21 protein-coding genes and 1 tRNA gene are annotated in these 22,314 nt (G+C 67.6%); 8 read left to right on the forward strand and 14 right to left on the reverse strand.

What is annotated here, in order from left to right:
- The first annotated feature begins 82 nt into the window (after positions 1-82).
- Positions 83-757, forward strand: coding sequence for a Crp/Fnr family transcriptional regulator (locus ACQR3U_RS09820; RefSeq protein WP_006552426.1), 675 nt, complete (start codon positions 83-85; stop codon positions 755-757).
- Between the two features lie 125 nt (positions 758-882).
- Here the strand turns inward: ACQR3U_RS09820 and ACQR3U_RS09825 are convergent, their stop codons facing one another.
- From ACQR3U_RS09825 to ACQR3U_RS09835, 3 genes are read right to left on the reverse strand one after another with little or no spacing between them, the layout of a single operon-like run.
- Positions 883-1,671, reverse strand: coding sequence for an MBL fold metallo-hydrolase (locus ACQR3U_RS09825; protein WP_019290225.1), 789 nt, complete (start codon positions 1,669-1,671; stop codon positions 883-885).
- A gap of 58 nt (positions 1,672-1,729) precedes the next feature.
- Entirely contained in the window at positions 1,730-2,194 is a 465-nt protein-coding gene (locus ACQR3U_RS09830; protein ID WP_006552428.1) for a RidA family protein, read from the reverse strand.
- Positions 2,195-2,197: 3 nt separating this feature from the next.
- The gene (locus ACQR3U_RS09835) at positions 2,198-2,362 is read right to left on the reverse strand and encodes a DUF4177 domain-containing protein (RefSeq protein WP_006552429.1); all 165 of its coding nucleotides are present in this window, start codon (positions 2,360-2,362) and stop codon (positions 2,198-2,200) included.
- A 50-nt stretch (positions 2,363-2,412) separates the two neighbouring features.
- Between ACQR3U_RS09835 and ACQR3U_RS09840 the strand changes: the two genes are divergently transcribed.
- Positions 2,413-3,429 carry an ArsA family ATPase gene (locus ACQR3U_RS09840; RefSeq protein ID WP_371683113.1) on the forward strand — a complete coding sequence of 339 codons (1,017 nt, stop codon included), beginning with the start codon at positions 2,413-2,415 and terminating at the stop codon, positions 3,427-3,429.
- On the forward strand, positions 3,426-4,556 hold the full coding sequence (locus tag ACQR3U_RS09845) for an ArsA family ATPase (RefSeq protein WP_006552431.1): 1,131 nt from the start codon (positions 3,426-3,428) through the stop codon (positions 4,554-4,556). The genes ACQR3U_RS09840 and ACQR3U_RS09845 overlap by 4 nt, the downstream gene beginning before the upstream one ends.
- 49 nt (positions 4,557-4,605) lie before the next feature.
- On the opposite strand, the gene ACQR3U_RS09850 is transcribed toward ACQR3U_RS09845, so the two are convergent.
- Entirely contained in the window at positions 4,606-4,929 is a 324-nt protein-coding gene (locus ACQR3U_RS09850) for a WhiB family transcriptional regulator (RefSeq protein ID WP_006552432.1), read from the reverse strand.
- A 293-nt stretch (positions 4,930-5,222) separates the two neighbouring features.
- Here ACQR3U_RS09850 and ACQR3U_RS09855 point away from each other — a divergent pair, with 293 nt between their 5' ends.
- Entirely contained in the window at positions 5,223-7,649 is a 2,427-nt protein-coding gene (locus ACQR3U_RS09855; RefSeq protein WP_269572348.1) for a penicillin-binding protein, read from the forward strand.
- A 23-nt stretch (positions 7,650-7,672) separates the two neighbouring features.
- Here ACQR3U_RS09855 and ACQR3U_RS09860 read toward each other — a convergent pair whose 3' ends face one another.
- Entirely contained in the window at positions 7,673-8,149 is a 477-nt protein-coding gene (locus ACQR3U_RS09860) for a GatB/YqeY domain-containing protein (protein WP_006552434.1), read from the reverse strand.
- Between the two features lie 66 nt (positions 8,150-8,215).
- Between ACQR3U_RS09860 and ACQR3U_RS09865 the strand changes: the two genes are divergently transcribed.
- From ACQR3U_RS09865 to ACQR3U_RS09880, 4 genes are all read left to right on the forward strand, one after another.
- Positions 8,216-9,169 (forward strand): metallophosphoesterase, encoded by a 954-nt coding sequence (locus ACQR3U_RS09865; RefSeq protein WP_006552435.1) that lies wholly within the window; start codon positions 8,216-8,218, stop codon positions 9,167-9,169.
- A 54-nt stretch (positions 9,170-9,223) separates the two neighbouring features.
- Positions 9,224-9,297 (forward strand) — tRNA-Pro (locus ACQR3U_RS09870).
- Positions 9,298-9,628: 331 nt separating this feature from the next.
- Positions 9,629-10,150: a YdcF family protein gene (locus ACQR3U_RS09875; RefSeq protein ID WP_308251507.1), complete on the forward strand. Its 522-nt coding sequence runs from the start codon at positions 9,629-9,631 to the stop codon at positions 10,148-10,150.
- 135 nt (positions 10,151-10,285) lie between these two features.
- Positions 10,286-12,298: a TerD family protein gene (locus ACQR3U_RS09880; protein ID WP_230810436.1), complete on the forward strand. Its 2,013-nt coding sequence runs from the start codon at positions 10,286-10,288 to the stop codon at positions 12,296-12,298.
- A 19-nt stretch (positions 12,299-12,317) separates the two neighbouring features.
- Here ACQR3U_RS09880 and ACQR3U_RS09885 read toward each other — a convergent pair whose 3' ends face one another.
- The 9 genes from ACQR3U_RS09885 to ACQR3U_RS09925 all read right to left on the reverse strand — a co-directional run bounded on the left by ACQR3U_RS09885 (position 12,318) and on the right by ACQR3U_RS09925 (position 22,243).
- A complete protein-coding gene (locus tag ACQR3U_RS09885; protein WP_024102808.1) occupies positions 12,318-14,066 on the reverse strand; it encodes a cholesterol oxidase substrate-binding domain-containing protein in 1,749 nt (582 codons plus the stop codon).
- Between the two features lie 76 nt (positions 14,067-14,142).
- Positions 14,143-14,976 (reverse strand): metal-dependent hydrolase, encoded by an 834-nt coding sequence (locus ACQR3U_RS09890; RefSeq protein ID WP_230810437.1) that lies wholly within the window; start codon positions 14,974-14,976, stop codon positions 14,143-14,145.
- A gap of 331 nt (positions 14,977-15,307) precedes the next feature.
- A complete protein-coding gene (locus ACQR3U_RS09895) occupies positions 15,308-16,768 on the reverse strand; it encodes a catalase (RefSeq protein ID WP_019290231.1) in 1,461 nt (486 codons plus the stop codon).
- Between the two features lie 94 nt (positions 16,769-16,862).
- The gene (locus tag ACQR3U_RS09900; RefSeq protein WP_024102806.1) at positions 16,863-17,297 is read right to left on the reverse strand and encodes a Fur family transcriptional regulator; all 435 of its coding nucleotides are present in this window, start codon (positions 17,295-17,297) and stop codon (positions 16,863-16,865) included.
- Between the two features lie 186 nt (positions 17,298-17,483).
- Complete coding sequence (locus tag ACQR3U_RS09905) at positions 17,484-17,693, reverse strand: SDR family NAD(P)-dependent oxidoreductase (RefSeq protein WP_230810438.1); 210 nt, start codon at positions 17,691-17,693, stop codon at positions 17,484-17,486.
- 105 nt (positions 17,694-17,798) lie between these two features.
- Positions 17,799-18,431, reverse strand: coding sequence for a hypothetical protein (locus ACQR3U_RS09910; protein WP_006552441.1), 633 nt, complete (start codon positions 18,429-18,431; stop codon positions 17,799-17,801).
- On the reverse strand, positions 18,424-20,136 hold the full coding sequence (locus tag ACQR3U_RS09915) for an FAD-dependent oxidoreductase (protein WP_006552442.1): 1,713 nt from the start codon (positions 20,134-20,136) through the stop codon (positions 18,424-18,426). Before ACQR3U_RS09915 ends, ACQR3U_RS09910 begins: the two co-directional genes overlap by 8 nt.
- A 26-nt stretch (positions 20,137-20,162) precedes the next feature.
- Complete coding sequence (locus tag ACQR3U_RS09920; RefSeq protein WP_230810439.1) at positions 20,163-21,668, reverse strand: flavin-containing monooxygenase; 1,506 nt, start codon at positions 21,666-21,668, stop codon at positions 20,163-20,165.
- Entirely contained in the window at positions 21,665-22,243 is a 579-nt protein-coding gene (locus ACQR3U_RS09925; RefSeq protein ID WP_064061142.1) for a TetR/AcrR family transcriptional regulator, read from the reverse strand. Before ACQR3U_RS09925 ends, ACQR3U_RS09920 begins: the two co-directional genes overlap by 4 nt.
- Between the last annotated feature and the right edge of the window lie 71 nt (positions 22,244-22,314).

The raw sequence follows: 22,314 nt of genomic DNA on the forward strand, positions 1-22,314 counted from the left end.
GCCTGACAGGTGACCTGCCCAGGAAGTCCGTCGACGTGCAGACCCGGCAGTAGATGACGAATCATTCCCAAAAGGAGCGCACGTGGACGAGGTCCTGGCCAGAGCAGGCATCTTCCAAGGAGTCGAGCCCTCGGCGGTTGCGGCGCTGATCAAAGAGCTTCAGCCTGTAGATTTCCCGCGCGGCCATGTCATCTTCAACGAGGGTGAGCCCGGCGACCGGCTGTACATCATCGTTTCCGGCAAGGTGAAGCTCGGACGTCGTTCGCCCGACGGTCGCGAGAACCTCCTGACGATCATGGGCCCGTCCGACATGTTCGGCGAGCTGTCGATCTTCGACCCGGGTCCGCGCACCTCCACCGCCACCACCGTCACCGAGGTGCGAGCCGTGAGCATGGACCGCGATGCGCTCAAGGCGTGGATCGACCAGCGCCCCGAGATCGCCGAGCAGCTCCTCCGCGTGCTGGCCCGTCGTCTGCGTCGCACCAACAACAGCCTCGCCGACCTGATCTTCACCGACGTCCCCGGTCGTGTCGCCAAGGCACTGCTCCAGCTCGCCCAGCGTTTCGGCACCCAGGAGGCCGGCGCCCTGCGTGTCACGCACGACCTGACGCAGGAAGAGATCGCGCAGCTCGTCGGCGCGTCCCGCGAGACCGTGAACAAGGCCCTCGCCGACTTCGCGCACCGCGGCTGGCTGCGTCTCGAGGGCAAGAGCGTGCTGATCTCCGACTCGGAGCGTCTGGCGCGTCGCGCTCGCTGACCCACGCACATACGAAAGGCCGGGACGCTCGCCGCGTCCCGGCCTTTCGTATGTGCGTATCCCAGCCGTAGCTGCTTCGACCCAGCCGTCCGGCTACTTCGACCCAGCCGTCCGGCTGCTTCGACTCAACCGTGGCTGCGCAGGTACTCCAACTGCACGTTGACGGACTTCTCCGCCGCACCCCACAACGAGGGGTCGACGTCGGCGTAGACGTGCTCGACGACCTGCCGTGCGGTGGCTTCGGCGCCGAGGGTGCGCAGCGCACCGCGCACCTGCTCGAGCCGACCCTCCCGGTGCGCGAGGTACTCCCGCGCGATCGTCTCGAGGTCGGGCAGCTCGGGGCCGTGCCCGGGCAGCACCGTGTAGCCACCGCCGAGACCGATGAGCGACCTCAACGACCGCAGGTAGTCGCCGAGGTCGCCGTCGGAGTCGTCGAGCACGGTCGTGCCGCGGCCGAGGATGGTGTCGGCAGTGAGAACACTACGGTCCTGCTCGATCACGAACGACAGCGAATCGGCGGTGTGCCCCGGGGTCGCGACGACCCGGATGCGCAGACCCGCCGCCTCGACGACGTCACCGCCGGACAGTTGCTGCCCACCGCCGTGGCGGTGTTCCGGCAGCACTGCGTGCACCGGGCATTCCGCGAGTTGCGAGAAACGCTCGGCACCCTCGGTGTGGTCGAAGTGGCGGTGACTGATGAGGGTCGCCGCCACCGGCACCTGCGCGATCCGCTCGAGATGGCCTTCGTCGAGGGGACCCGGATCGACCACGACGCACTCGTCGCTGCCGGGGGCCCGGAGGATCCAGGTGTTCGTTCCCTCGAGGGACATGATCGAGGGGTTCTCGGCCAGGATCACCGCGGCGTTCTCGGTGACCTGGCGCAGCTGCGCGTAGGCGGGGTGGACCAGCGCCATCACATGTGCCTCTCGTGTCGGATCCGTCGGGAGCCGCCTCCGATCGGGGAGGGTGGCGTCAGCGTACTTCCACCATCAGCTCGACCTCGACGGGAGCGCCGAGGGGCAGTTCGGCGACGCCGACGGCCGAGCGGGCGTGCGCGCCGACCTCACCGAAGATCTCCCCGAGCAGTTCCGACGCGCCGTTGATGACGCCGGGCTGTCCGGTGAAGCCCTCGGCGGACGCCACGAAGCCGACGACCTTCACGACGCTCGCGATGTTGTCGAGTCCGACGAGACCGTCGACTGCGGCGAGCGCGTTGAGCGCGGCGGTGCGGGCCGCGGTCTTCGCCTCCTCCGCTGACACCTCGGCACCCACCTTGCCGGTGTGCGTCAGCTTCCCGTCGGCCAGCGGCAGCTGACCGGAGGTGTAGACGACGTCGCCATTGCGGACGGCGGGTACGTAGGCCGCCACCGGGGCGGCGACCGGCGGCAGGGTGATGCCGAGTTCGGTCAGGCGTTCGCTCCAGGTGTTGTGCGACACCGATCAGCCCTTCGGACGCTTGAGGTAGGCGACGTGCTGCTCACCGGTGGGGCCGGGCAGGACGGTGACGAGCTCCCAGCCGTCGGCACCCCACTGGTCGAGGATCTGCTTGGTCGCGTGCGTGAGCAGCGGCACGGTTGCGTATTCCCATGTGGTGGTTTCACTCATATCCTGACCTTATCCGGCACCGTTCACCGTCCACGACTTATAGGCTCGTGATCGTGGCATCTCCGACATCACATTCCGGCGAATGGCCGGCAGGCGCCGCCCAGGCGCGACTGCACTTCGTGTCCGGCAAGGGTGGCACCGGGAAGTCCACCGTGGCCGCGGCGCTCGCACTGGCGCTCGCCGCCGGAGGTCGCAAGGTTCTGCTCGTCGAGACCGAGGGACGTCAGGGCATCGCGCAGCTGTTCGACGTGCCGCCGCTCCCGCCGGTCGAGACGAAAATCGCGACCGCACCGGGTGGCGGTGAGGTGTCGGCTCTCGCGATCGACATCGAGGCGGCCTTCCTCGAGTACCTCGACATGTTCTACAACCTCGGATTCGCAGGTCGCGCGATGCGACGGATGGGAGCGATCGAGTTCGTGACCACGCTCGCGCCGGGTCTGCGCGACGTCATCCTCACCGGCAAGATCAAGGAGACCGTGGTACGGACCGACGCGTCGGGCGCACCCGTCTACGACGCGGTCGTCGTCGACTCCCCGCCCACCGGCCGCATCGGCAGCTTCCTCGACGTCACCAAGGCCATGGCCGATCTCGCGAAGTCCGGTCCGATCCGGTCGCAGAGCGAGGGTGTGGTCCGGCTGCTGCACTCCGACCAGACCGTCGTCCATCTGGTGACCCTGCTCGAGGCTCTGCCCGTGCAGGAGACGGCCGACGCGGTGGAGGAGCTCGAGGCCGCCGATCTCCGGATGGGGACGGTCATCGTCAACCGCACCGCTCCCGAGCACCTGCCCGAGGAACTCGTCGACGACGTCGCCGCCGGCCGCATCGCCGGGCCCGCGATCCGGACGACGCTGGAGAAGGTGTCCATCAAGCTCTCCGACGACGATTTCGCCGGCCTGCTGACCGAGACCATCGAGCACGCCGCGGTACTCCAGGCGCAACAGGTGAGCGCCGCTCAACTCGACGAAGTGAAGGTGGCACGCATGTCCCTACCGGCCCTCGCCGACGGTGTCGATCTCGGTGGCCTCTACGAACTCGCCGACGTCCTCGCCGAGCAGGGTGTCCGATGAACGCACCGATCCGGAAGGTCCTCGACGTCGCCCGCATCCTGGACGACCGCTCGTCCCGGGTGATCGTGTGCTGCGGGTCGGGAGGTGTCGGCAAGACGACCACCGCCGCGGCGCTCGCGTTGCGCGCGGCCGAGCGGGGCCGTAGCGTCGTGGTGCTCACGATCGACCCGGCGCGGCGACTGGCACAGGCCCTCGGGGTCGCCTCGCTCGACAATTCACCGCAGAAGGTGGAGCTCGGGCCGGAGGCGAAGGGCGAGCTGCACGCGATGATGCTCAACATGCGTCGCACCTTCGACGACATGGTGCTCGAGCACTCGACGCCGGAGAAGGCCCAGCAGATCCTCGACAACCCCTTCTATCAGACCGTGGCGTCGTCTTTCTCCGGCACGCAGGAGTACATGGCGATGGAGAAGCTCGGTCAGCTCGCGCAGAGCGACGAATGGGATCTCATCATTGTCGACACCCCGCCGTCCCGGAACGCGCTCGACTTCCTCGACGCTCCCCAGCGGCTCGGGGCCTTCCTCGACGGGCGGATGATCCGGATCTTCACGGCACCCGGGCGTGGCTTCGGCCGCCTGGTGACCGGCGCGATGGGGCTCGCGCTCAAGGCGGTCTCGACGATCGTCGGGAGCCAGATGCTGTCGGATGCGTCGGCCTTCGTGCAGTCGCTGGACTCGATGTTCGGGGGCTTCCGCGAGCGCGCCAACCGCACCTACCGGTTGCTGCAGCAGCCGGGAACCCACTTCATGGTGGTCGCGGCACCCGAACCCGATGCCCTGCGCGAGGCGTCGTTCTTCGTCGAACGACTGTCGGGCGATCGCATGCCGCTGTCGGGCCTGGTGCTCAACCGCACCCATCCGACACTGTCGGCGTTGCCGTCCGATCACGCCCTCGCCGCGGCGGACCAGCTCGCCGAGGAGGAGGGCGTGGACGCGAAGGCCGCTGAGGCCGTTCTCCGCATCCACGCGCACCGGGCCGTGATCGCCAAGCGGGAGCTTCGGTTGCTACGCAACTTCACCGCGGCGAACCCTGCCGTCCCCGTGGTCGGGGTGCCCTCGCTGCCCTTCGAGGTCTCGGATCTCGAGGCGCTGCGGGCGGTGGGCGAGCAATTGACCCGCGAGGCGTGATGTCTCGCGGGTCATGATCTCGGCGGTTCGTGTACCGGTGAGGTGGTGACTAGACCGCGCTCTGGTGCTGTCGCTGCGCCTGGAAGAAATCGGCCCAGGACTCGACCTCGGGATGCTGCTTGAGGAGAGCACGACGCTGCCGCTCCGTCATGCCTCCCCACACGCCGAACTCGACACGGTTGTCGAGGGCGTCCGCCCCGCACTCGAGCATCACCGGGCAGTGCCGGCAGATCACCGCAGCCTTGCGCTGCGCTGCGCCACGCACGAACAGTTCATCTGGATCGACTTCGCGGCAGCGAGCCTTGGAGACCCAAGCGATACGCGCTTCGGCCTGGTCGACGTCGAGTCGGGTCGTCGGGGTGGTCATGTGCATTCAGTTGCCCCTTTACTTTCCGAACGCCGGTTCGCGGTGTTCGAGGTCTGCACCGTCCGTGTGCCGCAACGGCGCAAAACCTGCCCGTCAAGGTGTTATCTGCGTCACACTGATGTCTCAATCTAGGTAAACTGATGCCCACGCGCAAGGCGAACGAAACCTTTTCTGGTACGCACGTACAAAGTCCCACGTCGGAGGCGTTTTCACCTCGCCCGTCGTGCCACGCCCGCTCCCTGGAAACGGCCGGCCGGTCCCTCGCCACGTAGTGTGTAGGCGTGTCGATCCGAAGAACGGTGGCGAAGCTCGCTGGTTGCACGGCCCTCGGCGGCGTTCTCGTAGCAGGGATGCTCTTCCCGGCCGCGGGTGGTTTCGGGTACGTCTCGAACCGAGCCGCGGACACCGTCGACAACAGTTCCGCAGAGCTCGTCGAAGGTGTCGTCCCAGCCGTGACGACCATGGTCGACAAGGCGGGCGAGCCGATCGCGTGGCTCTACGACCAGCGTCGCTTCGAGGTGCCCAGCGACCAGATCTCCAACGAGATGAAACTGGCGATCGTCTCGATCGAGGACAAGCGGTTCCCCGAGCACCAGGGCGTCGACTGGCAGGGCACCATCCGCGCGTTCCTCACCAACACCACGAGCGGTCAGGTCGAGCAGGGCGCCTCCACGATCGACCAGCAGTACGTCAAGAACTACCTGCTCCACGTGATCGCGAAGACCGACGCCGAACGCCGCGCGGCGATCGAGACGACGCCGGCCCGCAAGATCCGTGAGATCCGCATGGCGCTGACCCTCGACGATCAGCTCACCAAGGACGAGATCCTCACCCGCTATCTGAACCTCGTCCCCTTCGGCAACGGTTCGTTCGGCATCCAGGACGCCGCCCAGACCTACTTCGGCATCGACGCCAAGGACCTGAACATCCCGCAGGCCGCGATGCTCGCGGGCATGGTGCAGTCCAGCTCGGCGCTGAACCCGTACACCAATCCCGACGGCGTGCTCGCCCGTCGCAACATCGTGCTCGACACGATGATCGACAACATCCCGGAGCGCGCCGACGAGATCCGCGCCGCGAAGGAACTGCCGCTCGGCGTGCTGCCCGAGCCCAACACGCTCCCCCGCGGCTGCATCGCTGCCGACGACCGCGGTTACTTCTGCGAGTACGCGCTGCAGTATCTCGAGAACTCGGGCCTGTCGCGCGAGCAGATCGACCGGGGCGGATATCTCATCCGCACGACCCTCGACCCCGAGGTCCAGAACTCCGTCAAAGAGTCGCTCGACCGGTTCACCAGCCCCACCGTCGACGACGTGGCCTCGGTGATGAACGTGATCGAGCCGGGCCAGGATTCGCACAAGGTCCTCGCCATGGGGTCGAGCCGCAAGTTCGGTCTCGACGCCGAGGCCAAGGAGACGGTCCAGCCGCAGCCCTACTCGCTGGCCGGTCACGGCGCTGGGTCGATCTTCAAGATCTTCACCGTCGCCGCCGCCATGGAACAGGGTCTCGGCACCTCCGCCGTGCTCGACGTCCCGTCCCGCTACAACGCCCGCGGTCTGGGCGACGGCGGTGCCCGCGGCTGCCCGGCCAACTACTACTGCGTCGAGAACGCCGCGCCGTATCCGTCGCGACTGTCGGTGACCGACGCGCTGGCACAGTCACCGAACACGGCGTTCGTCAAGCTCATCGAGGCGACCGGCGTCGACGCGGTTGTCGACATGTCGGTGCGCCTGGGTCTGCGGTCGTACCTGCAGCCCCGCACCTCCGGCTTCGGCGACCAGTCGATGGCCGAGATGCAGAAGAACCAGCACCTCGGCTCGTACACGCTCGGCCCGACGTGGATCAACGCGCTGGAGCTGTCGAACGTCGCGGCAACCCTCGCCTCGCACGGCAAGTGGTGCCCGCCCACCCCGATCGAGGGGGTGTTCGACCGCGAGGGCAAGCCCGTGCCGATCACGCAGCAGGCGTGCGAGCAGGCCGTCGAGCCCGGTCTGGCCGACACCCTGACGACGGCGATGAGCAAGGACACCGCCGCCGGCGGTACCGCTTCGGGTGCCGCGGGGTCGGTGGGCTGGAACCTGCCGGTCGCGGCGAAGACCGGTACTACCGAGTCGCACATGTCCTCGGCATTCCTCGGCTTCACCAACCGGTTCGCCGGCGTGGTCTACACCTACGGCGACTCCCCCACTCCCGGCGAGATCTGCTCGGGTCCGGTCCGCCCCTGCTACGACGGCAACCTCTTCGGCGGTACCGAACCGGCGCGGACATGGTTCTCAGCGATGCTGCCGGTGGCGAACAAGTTCGGCCCCATCGAACTGCCCGCCCCCGATCCCCGGTACGTCCGCGGCGCGGGCAACGCCCAGGTTCCGGACGTGACGGGCCTGTCGAAGGACCGCGCGGTGCAGCGACTGCAGGACGCCGGATTCTCGGTCTCGGAGGCGACGATCGCCGGTGAGGAACGCGCCGGAACGGTGACGGGTACGTCCCCGAGCGGCTCGGCCGTCCCGGGATCGACGGTCACGCTGTTCATCAGCGACGGATCGGTCCGCGTCGCTCCCACCACGAGCGCCACCCCGGCCCGCCCGCGCGACCGCGAGGTGCCCGACACGACCCGCCGGTCGACGCCCGCGCCCATCCCGGGACGTGAGCTCGAGCAGAGCGAGTCGAGTCCGCCGGCGGAGGAGGAGTCCACTCCCACGACGACACCGAGCCGCCCCGACAACTGAGCCGCAGGGCTTCCACGGTCGGTTTACAGGCGTGAACGCACGGCTGCGGACAGGCGCTTGCCGTCGGCCTTGCCTGCCGCGATCTCGGTGGCGGCCTTCATCACCTGGCCCATGTTCTTCGGACCCGGCCGCGTGCCGAGTTCCTCCGCAACGCGCGCGAGGGCGGTGTCGACGACGTCGACGAGTTCGGCATCGGTGAGCGGGGTGGGCAGGTACTCGTCGATGATCCGTGCCTCGGCGTGCTCCTTGGCCGCGAGCTCTCCGCGTCCGTTCTCGGTGTAGACCTCGGCGGCCTCGCCGCGCTTCTTCGATTCCTTCGCGAGGACCTGGAGCACCTCGTCGTCGGACAGCTCACGCGCCTCCTTGCCGGACACCGCCTCGTTCCGGATCGCCGCGAGCAGCATCCTGAGGGTCTCGGTCCGCAGCTTGTCCTTGTCCTTCATCGCTGCGGTCAGGTCGGTCCGCAGCCTGGATTCGAGGGAGGATGTGGTGTCGCTCATGCCGGAAACGCTACGCGGGGCAGGCGAACCACGTGCGAGGACCACGCACGGCGGTACGCTGGAGAAGTGCCTGACCTGTCTGCAATTCGCCGCGTAACCCTCGGTGCTGCCGGCGCCGCCGCTCTCGGCCTCGGTTACGCCACGCTGATCGAACGGAACGCGTTCACCCTTCGCGAGGTCACGGTGCCGGTGCTCGCGCCCGGCGCGTCGACACTGCGGGTCCTGCACATCAGCGACCTGCACATGACTCCCAATCAGAAGCTGAAACAGAACTGGTTGCGCGAACTCGACGGCCTCGAGCCCGATCTCGTCGTGAACACGGGCGACAACCTGTCGCACCCGAAGGCCGTTCCGGCCGTCGTCCAGGCCCTCGGCGGACTCCTCGCCCGCCCGGGTCTGTTCGTCTTCGGGAGCAACGACTACTTCGCTCCCGTGCTGAAGAATCCGCTGGCCTACTTCGACAAGGACCACGACCGCGTCTACGGGCCTCCGCTCCCGTGGGGCGACCTGCGTGCGGCGTTCACCGAACGTGGCTGGCAGGACATGACGCACGTGCGCCGCGACATCGAGATCGGCGGCGTGCGCATCGCCGTCGGCGGTGTCGACGACCCGCATCTCGACCGCGACCGGTACGAGACGATCGCAGGTGCGGCCGATCCCTCGGCCGATCTGCGACTGGGCATGACTCACTCCCCCGAGCCGCGGGTGCTCGATCGCTTCGCCGAGGACGGCTACGACCTCGTTCTCGCGGGCCACACCCACGGCGGCCAGCTGTGCTTGCCGTTCTACGGCGCGCTGGTGACCAACTGCGGGATCGACCGGTCGCGGGTGAAGGGCGCGTCGCGCTGGGGTGCCCACATGCGACTGCACGTCTCCGCGGGTATCGGCACGTCGCCGTTCGCTCCCGCCCGGTTCTTCTGCCGTCCGGAGGCCACCCTGCTGACCCTCGTTCCGGCCTCGCGCGACACCGCGCAGCAGGCCAGCGGTGATTCGGCAGAGCGCGCCGGGTTACGTCGCTGACCAGCCGATTTAATCTTCTGCGGACTCTTGTTGTAAGCTGACCGAGGTTCAATACGGGGTGTGGCGCAGCTTGGTAGCGCGCTTCGTTCGGGACGAAGAGGTCGTGGGTTCGAATCCCGCCACCCCGACTCGTGGAAGAACTCGTCAGGGCACTTTCTCCTCACGGAGAAGGTGCCCTGACCGCATTCCGGGGCACTTTGTTCACCTCTCCGGAAAAGGACGTCCCCTCCCATCACAAAAGATTCTTCAAGTCGGTTTTTAGGGATTAAAACAGACTTGAATACCCTAAACTGAAAGGCGGTACCGCACTCGCGAGACGCCTCGGCTCTGGTCGGGCGGGAACGGACTCGGCGGATGACGCGACGACACAGGGCCTCCCGGCAGGACGCACCGGAGAATTCCGGAGGTTCCACACTCACCAGACCACGCACCCGGCGACGACGGTGGCTCGCCGTCCTCGTGCTCGTCGCGTGCGCGTTCATCGCCGCGGGCCTTCCCGTCTACGTGGCCCCGCAGATCGAGATCGAGAACCTCAGCCCGTATCGCCGGGCGGACGCGATCTTCGTCCTCGGCGGTGCGATCTACGAGCGCTATCCCTACGCGCTCGAACTCGCACTCGAAGGCTTCGCACCCGAGGTCGTGGTGTCGAATCCCAACGGCACGAAGGACGTCTGGCTGACGGACCTGTGCGACCACCCGCGCTACGAATTCCCCGTCACGTGCTTCGAACCGGACCCGCCGACCACGCGCGGTGAGGCCATGGAACTGCGTCGTCTCGCGGAGCAGCGCGGCTGGAACAGCGTCATCGTCGTGACGTTCGTGCCGCACGTCTCCCGCGCGCGCTTCATCCTCGACCGATGCTTCGACGGCGAACTCATCATGGCCGCCAGCCCGGCCGACATCGCCCTGTCGTACTGGGCATGGGCGTACGCCTATCAGACCGCCGGCTACATGCGGGCCTTCTCGCACACGGGGTGCTGAGCGAGCCTGCTGCGGCGCATCCGGGTCCTGACGAGCTACTCACGTGCACCGTGAAACATCGGAGCCGTTCCCTTCGATGTGTCCGTAGCGCTCGATATCGCGCGCACGACCGACACTGGAACGAAGGTGCCCCCGATGGATTTCCCGGTTCTCGTCAAGGGGCAGAACATGCCGCTTCCGACAGACGTCTCGCAAGTCGACATCGTCCTGGGCTGGACGGAAGCGGACACCGAGGTCGACGCCTCGGCGCTGCTCCTCGCCGATTCGGGCAAGGTGAGGTCCGACGCGGATTTCGTCTTCTACAACCAGCCGGAATCGGCCGACGGTTCCGTCCGGTTCCTGGGGAACGGAGCGACGGAGGAAGGCGCGCAGGCACGCATCAGCATCGATCTCGCGACGGTGCCCGACGATGTACACACGATCGCCTTGGCAGGCAGCCTCTACGACGGCACGTTCGGCGACCTCGGCAAGCTCACTCTGCGGGTCGTGGATCCGACCGGGCGTCCCGTGGCCGAGTACGTCACTGCGGATGCGGACACCGAGTCCGCATTCGTGTTCGGCGAAGTCTACCGCCGGGACGGCGCCTGGAAGGTCCGTGCGGTCGGACAGGGATGGGCGTCCGGTCTGGCAGGACTCGCACAGGACTACGGCGTGGAGGTGGATGACGGCGGCGAGGTTCAGGAACCGTCCCCGGTCGATCCCTCCCCTACCGACGCGGAGAATCCGGTTTCTGCGCAGATTCCCGAGCCCGCCCCTGTCGCGACGACCGCCCCTACCGCGCGGCAGAAATCCGGCGTACGTACGACCAAGCGAGCTGCCCGGAAGCCGAAGCCGATCACCTTCTCCCAGGCCGAGCAGGAGAGCTGGCAACCCGCCCGTCTCTTCTCCGTGGCCGGAATCGGCGCGGGAGACGAGCAGGAGCGTCGAGCGACTTCCGCGCTCGTCGCGACCATGCAGGCAGTGCCCCCGTTCGCTCGTGCCGTGTGCCTTCGTCTCGGCGCTCCCGCCGGCGCTTTCGAGGGTTACCTGGAGGTGCCGTACGAGCGAGGTGAATCGCGGGTGGTACCCGATGCGGTACTCAAGGTCGCGCGAGGAAGCCGACGGTGGACGGGCCTGGTCGAGGTGAAGACGGGCAACGGCAAACTCAAGCGTGAACAGCTCGAGAACTATCTCGATGTCGCGCGTCGCAAGAAGTACGACGTCGTCGTCAGCATCTCCAACGACATTCCCGCGTCGGCGGGGGAACTGCCCGTCGCAGTGGACCGGCGCAAGCTCGCCAAGGTCTCGCTTCGGCACATCGCATGGGCGGAGATCGCTCACGAAGCACGCATGGTGCTGTCCCACGGCGAACTGGAAAGCGATCTCCAGGACTGGATCCTGCGTGAGTTCCTACGCTATATCGATCACCCTCGCAGCGGGGTCTCGGAATTCGTCGATATGGGACGTCACTGGGTCGCTGTTCGCGACGCCGTCACCGCGGGCACACTCCGGGCCGGTGACTCCAAGGCGCTCGCCGTTGCGAGCACCTGGGTCGCGTTGGCTCGCCACCTGGCACTCCGGTTCACCGCAGAACTCGGGGTCCCGGTGACGCATGTGCTGCCGCGCCGCTTCGCGACCGATCCGGACGCACGGAACGCCCACGTCGCCGACCGCCTCGCGACCGACGGAGTCTTCGAAGCCGTGCTGCGAATTCCGGATACCGCAGGCGATCTCGCGGTCTCGGCGGACCTGCGTACCAACAAGGTCCGCTGTCGCACGACCGTCGATGCGCCCGACGAAGGCACATCACGCAAGCGGGTGTCGTGGCTGGTCAAGCAGTTGAAGACCGCGCCTGGGAACGTGCAGCTCGAAGCGGTGTTCTCCGAGCGTGGCAACGAAGCGTGTGAACATCTCGACACCGTGCGTACCGACCCTCGAGTCCTCACCGAGGGTCGCGTCGGCGACATCGTGTCCTTCACTCTCGAGCAGACGTTCCCGCTGGGCAGTCGCCGCTCGTCCGGTACCGCGACGGGCTTCATCACGAGCGTGACGTCGTCGGCCGACGCCTTCTACGGCGAGGTGGTGCAGCCGCTACGGGTATGGGTTCCCGCCGCTCCCCAGCAGACGGCGCAACCGGGACCGTTACCGATGGACTCCGACGAGGACTGATTTCATCGTTCGTCGACGGTCAGGGCAGCAACCGGTCGAGGAACCGGTTGCTGAACACCCGGTGCGGGTCGTACTGCTCGAAAGCCGCGAGCGCGGCGTCCCAACCCTGCCCGGACGGTAGGCCGGTGCGGTACATGGCCGGCACCGTCTCACCGAGGAAACCGGGGTCGCGGTAGCCGCCCTCGTCGTCGAACGCCCAACCCTTCGACCACTCGGACCGGAAGGTCGCGTAATCGCCCGAGTAGTGGGCGGCCATCCACTGCTCCATCTCGCGGAAGAAGGCCGGCATCCCGGCCGTTCCGGGGATGGAGACGACGTTCATCCAGATCGCGGTGTCCCAGTCGGGCCGGTCGGGGCGGGGACGCACCGGCGACAGGTCGGGCACACCGGCGGCGTCGACGAGCACCTCGTCGGCGTCGTCGACCTTGCACAGACGTACCTCGAACGGCATGTTCACGGGGTACTGCCCGAGCGAGGCGTAGTGCGTCATCCGCTCGTGCAGCCACGTCGTGAACTCGTTGATGACGCGGGCGATGTTGTCGCGTCTCGTCACGACGACACCGCCACCGGCGACCACGCGCAGGGTCGCGGCGCGCAGGTAGAACAGCAGGTCCTTGGACCAGCCCCACAGATCTTTCGTGCCGGTCGCTGCGAGTCCCGCTGCCACCGCACCGAACTGCGACGCACCGAAGGTCGGTGTGACGCCCTGGGCGCCACGCACGACCTGTCCCAGCAGGTCGGTGAGTTCCTCGGGCAGACTGTCCGAGAAGTAGTAGTTGTACGGATCCTGCACCTCGCGGGAGGCGGCGGGCTTCTCCGGGGAGACCGACCAGATCTTGAGCCAGGGTGTCTCGGTGAAGGGGAACCAGATCGCCTCGACCCGCCCGTGCTCCTCGACGTAGCGCTCGAAAGTGCGCCCCGGCGAGCCGGGCGGGGCGAACAGTTCGCGCCACGGGATGTCGGTGAAGCTCTGGCAGCGCACCCGGTAGTTCGCTCCGGCCTGCAGCGTCACCGAAGTGACGAAGGTGCGTCCGAGGTGGGCGAGCAGGGGTCTGATCTCCGGTTCGGCGCGGCGGAACTCGCGGAGTTCGTAGGCAGCGGCCGACGGGTTCCACACCACGGCGGTCAGAGCCAGGACGAGATTGGACAGGGAGCCGAACGACTGGCCGGGGATCACCGTCTCCCCCGCCGCCGGGTAGGTGGCTCCGTGGGCACCGATCGACAGTGCCCCCGCGATGGAGATGTCGCCGATGGCGGGCGAGTTGGCCCAGCCCAGTCCGTTCGCTTCGAGCGTGGTGAGGATGGATTCGATGCTCGCGCCCCCTCCGGCCGTCACGCGCGGAGGTGCGGCGTCCGCGTCGACGACGACCTGGTTCAGCTGCGACATGGTGTCGACCAGCACGACGTTCTCGATGTCCTGTCCGGCCTCGAGGGTGAGCGGACTCCAGCTGTGCATCGATCCGCGGGGACGGATGCGGAAGCCGTGGGCGTGCGCCCAGTTCGCGAGGCGGACGACGTCGTCGGCGGTGCGCGCGGTCGCGGTCCACACCGCGTCGAACCGGATGGTCTTCGCCCAGTTGACGAACTGTTGCTGCGAGAGCGGGATGTCGGCCGGGAAGTCCGGCGGCGCCGGGATCGTGGCTGCCGGGTCGCCGAGCGGTACCGCACCCGCGAGCGTCCATCCCGTGCCTGCAAGGACGGCTGCTCCGGCGGCTGCTCCGAGAAGACCGCGACGGCTGAGGGTGGGACCAGAGGCTCGAGCGCTCACGAGGGCGGGTTCCGTTCTGTTCTGCGGGCGCGGACTCCGCGAAAATAGAACAAGTTCTCTCTATTCTCCAGTACCGCTACCGGTGTGCGGCACCCTCGCTCCAGAACGACAGACCCGACGCCTCCAACGTGCCGAGGATGTGTTCGGGAGCGCCGTCGACCGACCAGACCGCCATCGCGACCGCCGCCACGGTGAGGGCCGGACCGAGGATGCCGAGCTCGAACGGGCCACCCGCACGGATGGACAACGCCGACGGCAGCTTGATCTCCCACCAGCGCGACCCGCGCCAGGGCACGAACGGAGCGAGGAAGGGGATTCCCTCCTTGGTGATGGCGTCGCCGAGACAGTGCGTCGCGCATCCGAGGGCCACCGCGACCCCCAGGCCCGTCGACGCAACCTCCTGAGGGAACCACGTCCACGACAGGATCGACAGCACTGCCGCGCTCAGGGTGACGACCACCCACCCGCGCTTCTTCGCCCACGACCCGAACAACCCGCGCAGTGCGAGACCGAGAGTGACGAACAGGACCCCGATGATCGCTTCCCTGCCGAAGCTCGCGACGAGTGCCGAGACTCCGGCTCCGAGCAGTGCCGCGAACAGCGCGGTGTGCGTCATGGTGCGGTGCCCGCCGCGCCGCTTCCGGTCGCGGCTGCCCTTCGTGAGCGAGTAGTAGCCGAGCGAGACCGCGTCGATGCCCCTGGCGAAGGTCTGGCTCACGGGCCCGAACGACCTCGCGACCGTCGACTGTGCCGTGTCGAGATCCGGAAGCAGGGCCGCCCCCGAACACACCGCCGCGAAGGCGAAGGTCTCCGCGGTGGACGCGGGTCCACCCCAGTCGGTAGGAAGCAGATCTGCGACGACGAGCCCCACCAGCGCCCCGGATACTGCATGGGTAGGACCCATCACCATGTCGGACAACACCTTTCGACGAACGAGCGCGAACCCGACCCGGCGTGACGACGCCGGCCTCGGCTCTCCAACCTAACAACCACAGCCGACACACCTGTCACACGCGTGTTCGAACAGCCGATATGCTCGGCAGACGCCGGCAGGGCCGCCCACCGGAGAGGTGGACGGCCCTGGCGGCTGTGCCGGATTCCTCGTTTGCGAGGAAGATGGAGTTGTCGTCGTCGGATGGAGGGAGAGCGACATGGACACCACGCTGATCGTGCTGGCGCTGGCAGCCCTGATCTACTGGTGGGGACTGCTCTGATCCCGCCGCATCTCCCCCGGTGACGGGTCAGGCTCCGGCGCGCACGCCCGCCTCGACCCGCTTGCCGAGCTCCTCGTCGACGTTGCGCCAGTACTCGAAGATCCGCTCGTAGAGCGCCTCCGAGGTGCCGCCGAGGACGTGTCCGACGATGTTGTTCACGAGGCGTTCGCGCTCCGCGTCGTCCATCACGTCGCGGACGAGGGTGCCCGCCTGACCGAAGTCGTCGTCCTCTGGGTGCTGCACGTAGCCCGCGCGCACGGCCTCGGTTCCGAAGTTCCACAGACCTTCGTCGCCGGCCCGCTCGGGATCGGCATGCGGACCACCGAAGCTGTTCGGTGCGTAGACCGGGGTCTGCGGATCGTTGAAGGTGAAGGCCATGTTGCCCTCCTTGCTGTAGGAGTCGACACGGGCGGCCTTCGCGGAGTTCACCGGCAACTGTGCGTGGTTGACGCCGATGCGGTAGCGGTGGGCGTCGGCGTAGGAGAACACGCGGCCGAGCAGCATCTTGTCGGGCGAGAAACCGATGCCCGGCACGACGTTCGACGGGGCGAACGCGGCCTGCTCGATCTCTGCGAAGAAGTTGCGCGGGTTGCGGTTCAGGGTCATCGTGCCGACCTTGATCAACGGGTAGTCCTTTTGCGACCACACCTTGGTCAGGTCGAACGGGTTGAACCGGTAGTTCTCCGCCTCCGCGACCGGCATGATCTGCACGTGGAGCGTCCAGCTCGGGAACTCGCCACGCTCGATCGCCTTGTAGAGGTCGGCGCGGTGGTAGTCGGGATCCGAGCCGGCGAGGCGGTCGGCCTCGTCCTGGGTGAGGAACTCGATGCCCTGGTCGGTCTTGAAGTGGTATTTCACCCAGAAGCGCTCACCGTCGGCGTTGATCCATTGGTAGGTATGCGAACCGAAGCCGTCCATGTGGCGCCACGTGCGCGGCAGGCCACGGTCGCCCATCAGCCAGGTGACCTGGTGTGCGGTCTCGGGGCGCAGGGTCCAGAAGTCCCACTGCATCGTGTGGTCGCGCAGGCCGGAGCCGGGCAGGCGCTTCTGCGAGTGGATGAAGTCGGGGAACTTGATCGGGTCCTTGATGAAGAAGATCGGCGTGTTGTTGCCGACCAGGTCGTAGTTCCCGTCCTCGGTGTAGAACTTCAAAGCGAAACCGCGCGGGTCGCGCCAGGTGTCGGGGCTGCCCTGTTCACCGGCGACCGTCGAGAAGCGTGCCAGCATCTCGGTTTTCACGCCCGGCCGGAACAGCTTGGCCTTCGTGTAGGCGGAGACGTCCTCGGTGACGACGAGCTCACCGAACGCGCCGGCGCCCTTGGCGTGCACGACGCGCTCGGGCACCCGCTCGCGGTTGAAGTGCGCGAGCTTCTCGACCAGGTAGTGGTCGTGGAGCAGGATCGGCCCCTGGGTGCCCGCGGTGAGCGACTCGTTGTCGCTGGCGACGGGGATACCGACGTTGTTCGTGGTGTAACGGGCATTCGTCATGGTGACCTCCGTATACGGATGTTCCGGGTCTCGGGACACGAAGCCGGTGGTTCGGCCCGCGGAGGGGCCGGACCACCGGTGAAGCGAGTGGGCGCTAGTCGGCGCGGCAATCGGGGCACAGGCCCCAGAAGGTGACCTCTGCTTCGTCGATGACGAAGCCGTGGTCGTCGGACGGTGTCAGGCAGGGCGCGGCCCCGACCACGCAATCGATGTCGACGACCGTGCCGCATGCGCGGCACACGAGGTGGTGGTGGTTGTCGCCGATGCGGGTTTCGTACCGCGCGGGTGATCCGGCCGGTTCGATCCGGCGGAGCAACCCGTTCCCCACGCATGCCTTGAGTACGTCGTACACGGCCTGCGTCGACACCGAGCCGAGTTCGTCGCGCACGTGGGCGGCAATTCCGTCCGCATCGGAATGCGGATGCTCGGCAACGGTTCTCAGTACGGCAACGCGGGGAGCGGTCACCCGCAGACCCACGGAGCGCAGTTGCTCCTTGGGATCGAAGTGATGCTCGTGTCCTTGTTGCATGACACCAAGTATGCCCCTTTTCTGGAACAAGTCAAGAAAAGGATCGGTGCGGTGCCCGTCACGCCTACTTCGGGTCTCCGATCGGATCAGAGGTCGGTGTGGTCGGCGCCCGTCGGCGCCCGGCGCGCCTCGGTCGTCTCTCCGCACGGCCGGATCCTCACCGAGTGTCGAATCGGGAAGTGCGAGCTAGTCTTTCGTCAGGAGATCGGTCCGCACGTATCCCGGTTCGATCAGATTCACCCCGATACCGAGATCGGCGACCTCCGCGGCGAGCGCTTCCGTCAGGGCCTCGAGCGCGAACTTGCCCGCACTGTAGAGCCCCCAGCCCGGGAAGGTCGTGAGCACCAGGATCGACGAGACGTTGACGATGTGCCCGCGACGGTTGCTCCTGAACACCGGAAACGCCGCCCCATCACGTTCAGCACCCCGAAGATCTGCACGTCGAACATCGCGTGTGCGTCGGCATCGGCGATCTCCTCGACGGCGGAGAGACCGGCTGACCTACATGCGCGACACGACTCGCGACGCGCCCGTGGACATCTGCCCGGAGGTGATGACGATGCCGTGGTGGGTGCCCGGGCGCAGCCAGTGGCTCAGCGTCGGCCCCTCCGCCGCGACGGTCACCCGCGCGTAACGGAACTTCCCCCGCAGCCGGGCGGTGGCGCGTTCGACGGCGCCGCCGGGGATCGGCTGGGCGAAGGTCAGTCCACCTGCGATCGGCAGTTCCGGGCCCTTCGGCGCGGCCGAGGTGGCCACGCTCCATCGGGCGCCGGTCGCGGAGAAATCGCCGAGGACGTCGCCGTCGAACTTCGCGAGCACCTTCGGCAGCTTCCAGTGTTCGCGACCACCGTGCACCGACGGCTCGGAGTCGACGGCGATGAACGGCACCGCCATCGCCGGGATCAGGTCGCGGCGCAGCACCGGGCTGGCCAGCACCTCGCGGTACGGCCCGACCGGCGAGTCGAGGTAGTCGACCATCATCGCGAGGGTGATGGGCAGGGTCGCGCCGGTCGGCCCGTACTGGGAGGCGTCCGGGGTGCTGCGATGCCACCACAGGGCGGCCCGCACGGAGGCCGGCCATGGCGGTGGCGGCGAGACCGGATAGTCGGTGCGTTCGTCCTCGCTCTCAGGCACTGTCCAGAGCACGGGCGCTCTCCTTCCGAACGGGGGTGATGGGCAGTCGCAGCGCCGCCGGGGCCTCGACGGGCACGACCGGACGCACGGGCTGCACGGGCTGCACCGGTTCGTAGGCCGACCCGAGCGGAGGCCGGTTGTCCTTCTCCCCCTTGTTCGGCCACAGCGCCAGCGCACGTTCGGCCTGCGCGGTGATCGTGAGGGACGGGTTCACGCCGAGGTTGGCGCTCACCGCGGAGCCGTCGACGACGTGCAGACCCTTGTGCCCGTAGACACGCAGATACGGGTCGACGGTGCCGGTACGCGGCGAATCGCCGATCGCGCACCCGCCGAGGAAGTGCGCGGTCATCGGGATGTCGAACAGGTCGGCGATCGAACCACCGGCGTCGCCGTCGATCTTGTCGGCGACGCGGCGGACCGCTTCGTGGCCCACCGGAATCCACTCGGGCGGCGGAGTGCCCGGCCCCTGCTTGCTGGTCAGGCCCCGGCCGATCGGCGTGCGCCGGGTCGCGAGCTCGAGAGAGTTGTCGTCGGTCTGCATCACGAGAGCGATGACCGTGCGCTCAGACCAGTTCCGGACCGACAGCGAGCGGAGGAAGGCGGCGGGATTCTTCGCGGCGACACCGAAGAACTTCAGCAGTCGCGGCATCCGCGTGCCACCGTCGACGAGCAGCGCCTGGAGCAGACCGATCAGGTTGCTGCCCTTGCCGTACCGCACCGGTTCGATGTGGGTGTGGTCGTCCGGGTGGAAGGACGACGTGATGGCCACGCCCTTCGTGTAGTCGACGACGCGATCCTGCGCGGTCGCGGCGAGCACCGCCTCGGAGTTGGTGCGCACCACGGTGCCGAGGGCCGGAGACAGGTTCGGCAGGTCGCCGGTCTCGCGGCTCGCGAGCAGCAGGCGCGCCGTACCGTAGGTACCGGCCGCGATCACCACCTGGTCGGCGGTGAAGACCTTGCGGCGCTTCCTGATGCCGTTCGTGCTGCGGGTGTGGACCTCATACCCGCCACCGGTACGGGGCACCACACGGGTCACCGTCGTGAGGGCGTGGATGTGCGCGCCGGCCTTCTCCGCGAGGTAGAGGTAGTTCTTGACGAGCGTGTTCTTCGCTCCCACACGGCAACCCGTCATGCAGCTGCCGCACTCCGTGCAGCCGGTGCGGTCGGGGCCGGCTCCACCGAAGAACGGGTCGGGCACCGTCCTGCCGGGCTCGTCGAAGAACACACCGACCGGGGTGGTCGTGTAGGTGTGGCCGACACCCATCTCGTCGGCGACCTGGCGCATCACCTCGTCCGCGGGCGTGATGCTGGGATTGGGGCGGACGCCGAGCATCCGTGCCGCCTGGTCGTAGTACGGCGTCAGTTCCGCTTCCCAATCGGTGATGTGACCCCACTGCGGGTCGCGGAAGAAGGGCGTCGGCGGCTTGTACAGGGTGTTGGCGTAGTTCAGCGACCCGCCGCCCACACCGGCTCCCGCCATGACGAGCACGTTGGGCAGCAGGTGCATGCGCTGTACCCCGTAGCATCCCACCTGCGGCGCCCACAGGTACTTGCGCAGCCGCCAACTCGTCTCGGGGAGCTCGTCGTCCTCGAAACGCCGTCCGGCCTCGAGAACTCCTATCTTGTATCCCTTCTCGGTGGCGCGCAGTGCTGCGACGCTGCCGCCGAATCCGGATCCGATGACGAGGACGTCGTAATGGGTCATGCGCCCGCTCCTGCCGTCGCTCTGCTTCATGCGCCCGCTCCTGCCGTCGCTCGGTGTTCCGTGTAGCTCTCCGGGTCGAACTGCTTGGTCCGCGCCCGGTACTGCCACGTGAAGGTCGGCCACATCACGGAATTGCGGCCCTTCTCGTCGATGTACCAGCTGCTGCAGCCACCCTGGTTCCAGACCGTGTTGTTCAGCGCCGGGTCGAGATCGGCGGTGTAGCGGCGCACCGCGTCGTCGCGCACCTCCACGGCCGAGATGCCGTGACGCTCCATCGTGCGCAGCGCGTCGGAGATGTAGTTGGCCTGGGATTCGAGCATGTACACGATCGAGCTGTGGCCGAGATTGGTGTTGGGGCCGTACATGAGGAACAGATTGGGGAAGCCGGGCACGGTGATGCCGAGATAGGCCGAGGGGCTGCCGTCCCAGGTCTCGGCGAGGGTGCGGCCGTCGCCACCGCGGATATGGTGCGCGACCGGCGGTTCCGTCGGCGTGAAACCGGTACCGAAGATGATGGTGTCGACCGGGTACTCGGTGCCCTTGTCGTCGACGACACCGTTCTCGGTGACCGCCGCCAGACCGGAGGACACCACGTCCACCTTCGGGCGGGTGATGGCCGGGAACCAGTCGTTGGACAACAGGATCCGCTTGCAGGTGATCGCGAAATCGGGGGTCAGGCGCTTGCGCAGCTCAGGATCGCGCACGTTCTTGCGCAACACCTGGCGTGCCCGGACCTCGAACAGCGGCAGGAGGTACTTGCGGGCGAAGGGCTTCGTCATGCCGACGACGTAGATCTCCCTCTGCCCGTACACGAATCCGCGCATGAGCTTCTGAGCCAGGGAGAAGCGCCGGTAGAGCGTGCGGACCGACCGCGCGATGACGTGGTCGTGCTTGGGCATCACCCAGGAGGCCGTGCGCTGGAACAGCGTGAGATGTTCGACGCGGTCGACGATCGCCGGCACGAACTGGATGGCCGACGCGCCGGTACCGATGACGGCGACACGCTCACCCGTGAGGTCGTGGTCGTGATCCCACTCGGCCGAATGGAACTTCTTGCCGCGGAACAACTCCAGGCCGGAAACCTTCGGATGGGTGGGTGTGGAGAGGGCACCGGTCGCGGCGACGAGCACGCCGGCCGTCAGGTCGCCACGGGAGGTGGAGATCCGCCACACGGCACGCTCGGCGTCCCACTGCGCCGCGCGCAGTTCGCACCCGAACATCGTCCGGTCGGTCACGCCCTGCTCACGTGCAACACGGCGGAGGTACGCGTAGATCTCCTCCTGGGTGCCGTACGCTCGCGACCAGTCGGGTTCGGGCGCGAAGGAGAACGAGTACAGCGCGCTCGGAACATCGCATGCGGCACCGGGATAGGTGTTCACGCGCCAGGTTCCGCCGACGTCGTCACCGCGCTCGAGGACGAGGACGTCGGTGTCGGGGTTCTCGCGCAACAGCGTTGCGGTCATACCGATGCCACCGAAGCCCGCGCCGACGACGAGTGTGTGCACGTGATCGGGAAGCAGTGCGAGACTCATTTCATCACCAGCGCCTTCCAGACCGGGAGCAGGCGCTCCCGGAATTCTCGATCGGATTCGGGGGTACGCATCAGGGCCGAGACGGCGAAGCCCCGGGCGATCTCGATGCTGAGGTCGATGTGGTCGGGCGAGACCCGGTCGCCCATGATCTCCAGGCAACCCGTGCGGAGCGCGTCCGACACCTTGCGTTCGAGCGGGATCATCGCCTCGTGCAGGGACGGATCGGTCCGCGCCGCGACCCACAGTTCGAGCGCTGCGGCGAAGAGCGGGCCGGAGAAGGCATCCATGAGCGTTTCGAAGCCGTGCTCCGGGTCGGGTCGTGTCTCGAGGATCTCCTGCAGCCGCCTGTCGACGAGGTGCCCGACCGCCGCGACGACAAGGCTCTCCTTCGTCGGGAAGTGGTGGAGCTGGGCGCCTCGCGAGACTCCGGCACGTTTGGCGATGCCCTGCGTGCTGGTTCCCGAATAGCCATGCTCGACGAGCGAGTCGACCGCGGCGTCGAGCAGCTTGGCTCGCGTCGCGGCTGTGCGTTGCGCCTGGGTGCGACCACCGTTCGGCGCAGTGTCCTGGATCACGCATCGCAGCGTAACGGGAAAACAACAAACAGTCCAGACTGCTTGTAAATATTTCTCGGGTATACCGGATC

This window comes from Rhodococcus sp. IEGM1339 (assembly GCF_050321925.1).
GTDB lineage: Bacteria > Actinomycetota > Actinomycetes > Mycobacteriales > Mycobacteriaceae > Rhodococcus > Rhodococcus pyridinivorans.

Excerpts from the sequence above, each read along its gene's own strand:
- ACQR3U_RS09825 (WP_019290225.1), bottom strand. The coding sequence starts at position 1,671 with ATGGCGCTGGTCCACCCCGCCTACGCGCAGCTGCGCCAGGTCACCGAG.
- ACQR3U_RS09835 (WP_006552429.1), bottom strand. The coding sequence starts at position 2,362 with ATGAGTGAAACCACCACATGGGAATACGCAACCGTGCCGCTGCTCACG.
- ACQR3U_RS09845 (WP_006552431.1), top strand. The coding sequence starts at position 3,426 with ATGAACGCACCGATCCGGAAGGTCCTCGACGTCGCCCGCATCCTGGAC.
- ACQR3U_RS09850 (WP_006552432.1), bottom strand. The coding sequence starts at position 4,929 with ATGCACATGACCACCCCGACGACCCGACTCGACGTCGACCAGGCCGAA.
- ACQR3U_RS09860 (WP_006552434.1), bottom strand. The coding sequence starts at position 8,149 with ATGAGCGACACCACATCCTCCCTCGAATCCAGGCTGCGGACCGACCTG.
- ACQR3U_RS09880 (WP_230810436.1), top strand. The coding sequence starts at position 10,286 with ATGGATTTCCCGGTTCTCGTCAAGGGGCAGAACATGCCGCTTCCGACA.
- ACQR3U_RS09890 (WP_230810437.1), bottom strand. The coding sequence starts at position 14,976 with ATGGTGATGGGTCCTACCCATGCAGTATCCGGGGCGCTGGTGGGGCTC.
- ACQR3U_RS09895 (WP_019290231.1), bottom strand. The coding sequence starts at position 16,768 with ATGACGAATGCCCGTTACACCACGAACAACGTCGGTATCCCCGTCGCC.
- ACQR3U_RS09900 (WP_024102806.1), bottom strand. The coding sequence starts at position 17,297 with ATGCAACAAGGACACGAGCATCACTTCGATCCCAAGGAGCAACTGCGC.
- ACQR3U_RS09915 (WP_006552442.1), bottom strand. The coding sequence starts at position 20,136 with ATGACCCATTACGACGTCCTCGTCATCGGATCCGGATTCGGCGGCAGC.
- ACQR3U_RS09920 (WP_230810439.1), bottom strand. The coding sequence starts at position 21,668 with ATGAGTCTCGCACTGCTTCCCGATCACGTGCACACACTCGTCGTCGGC.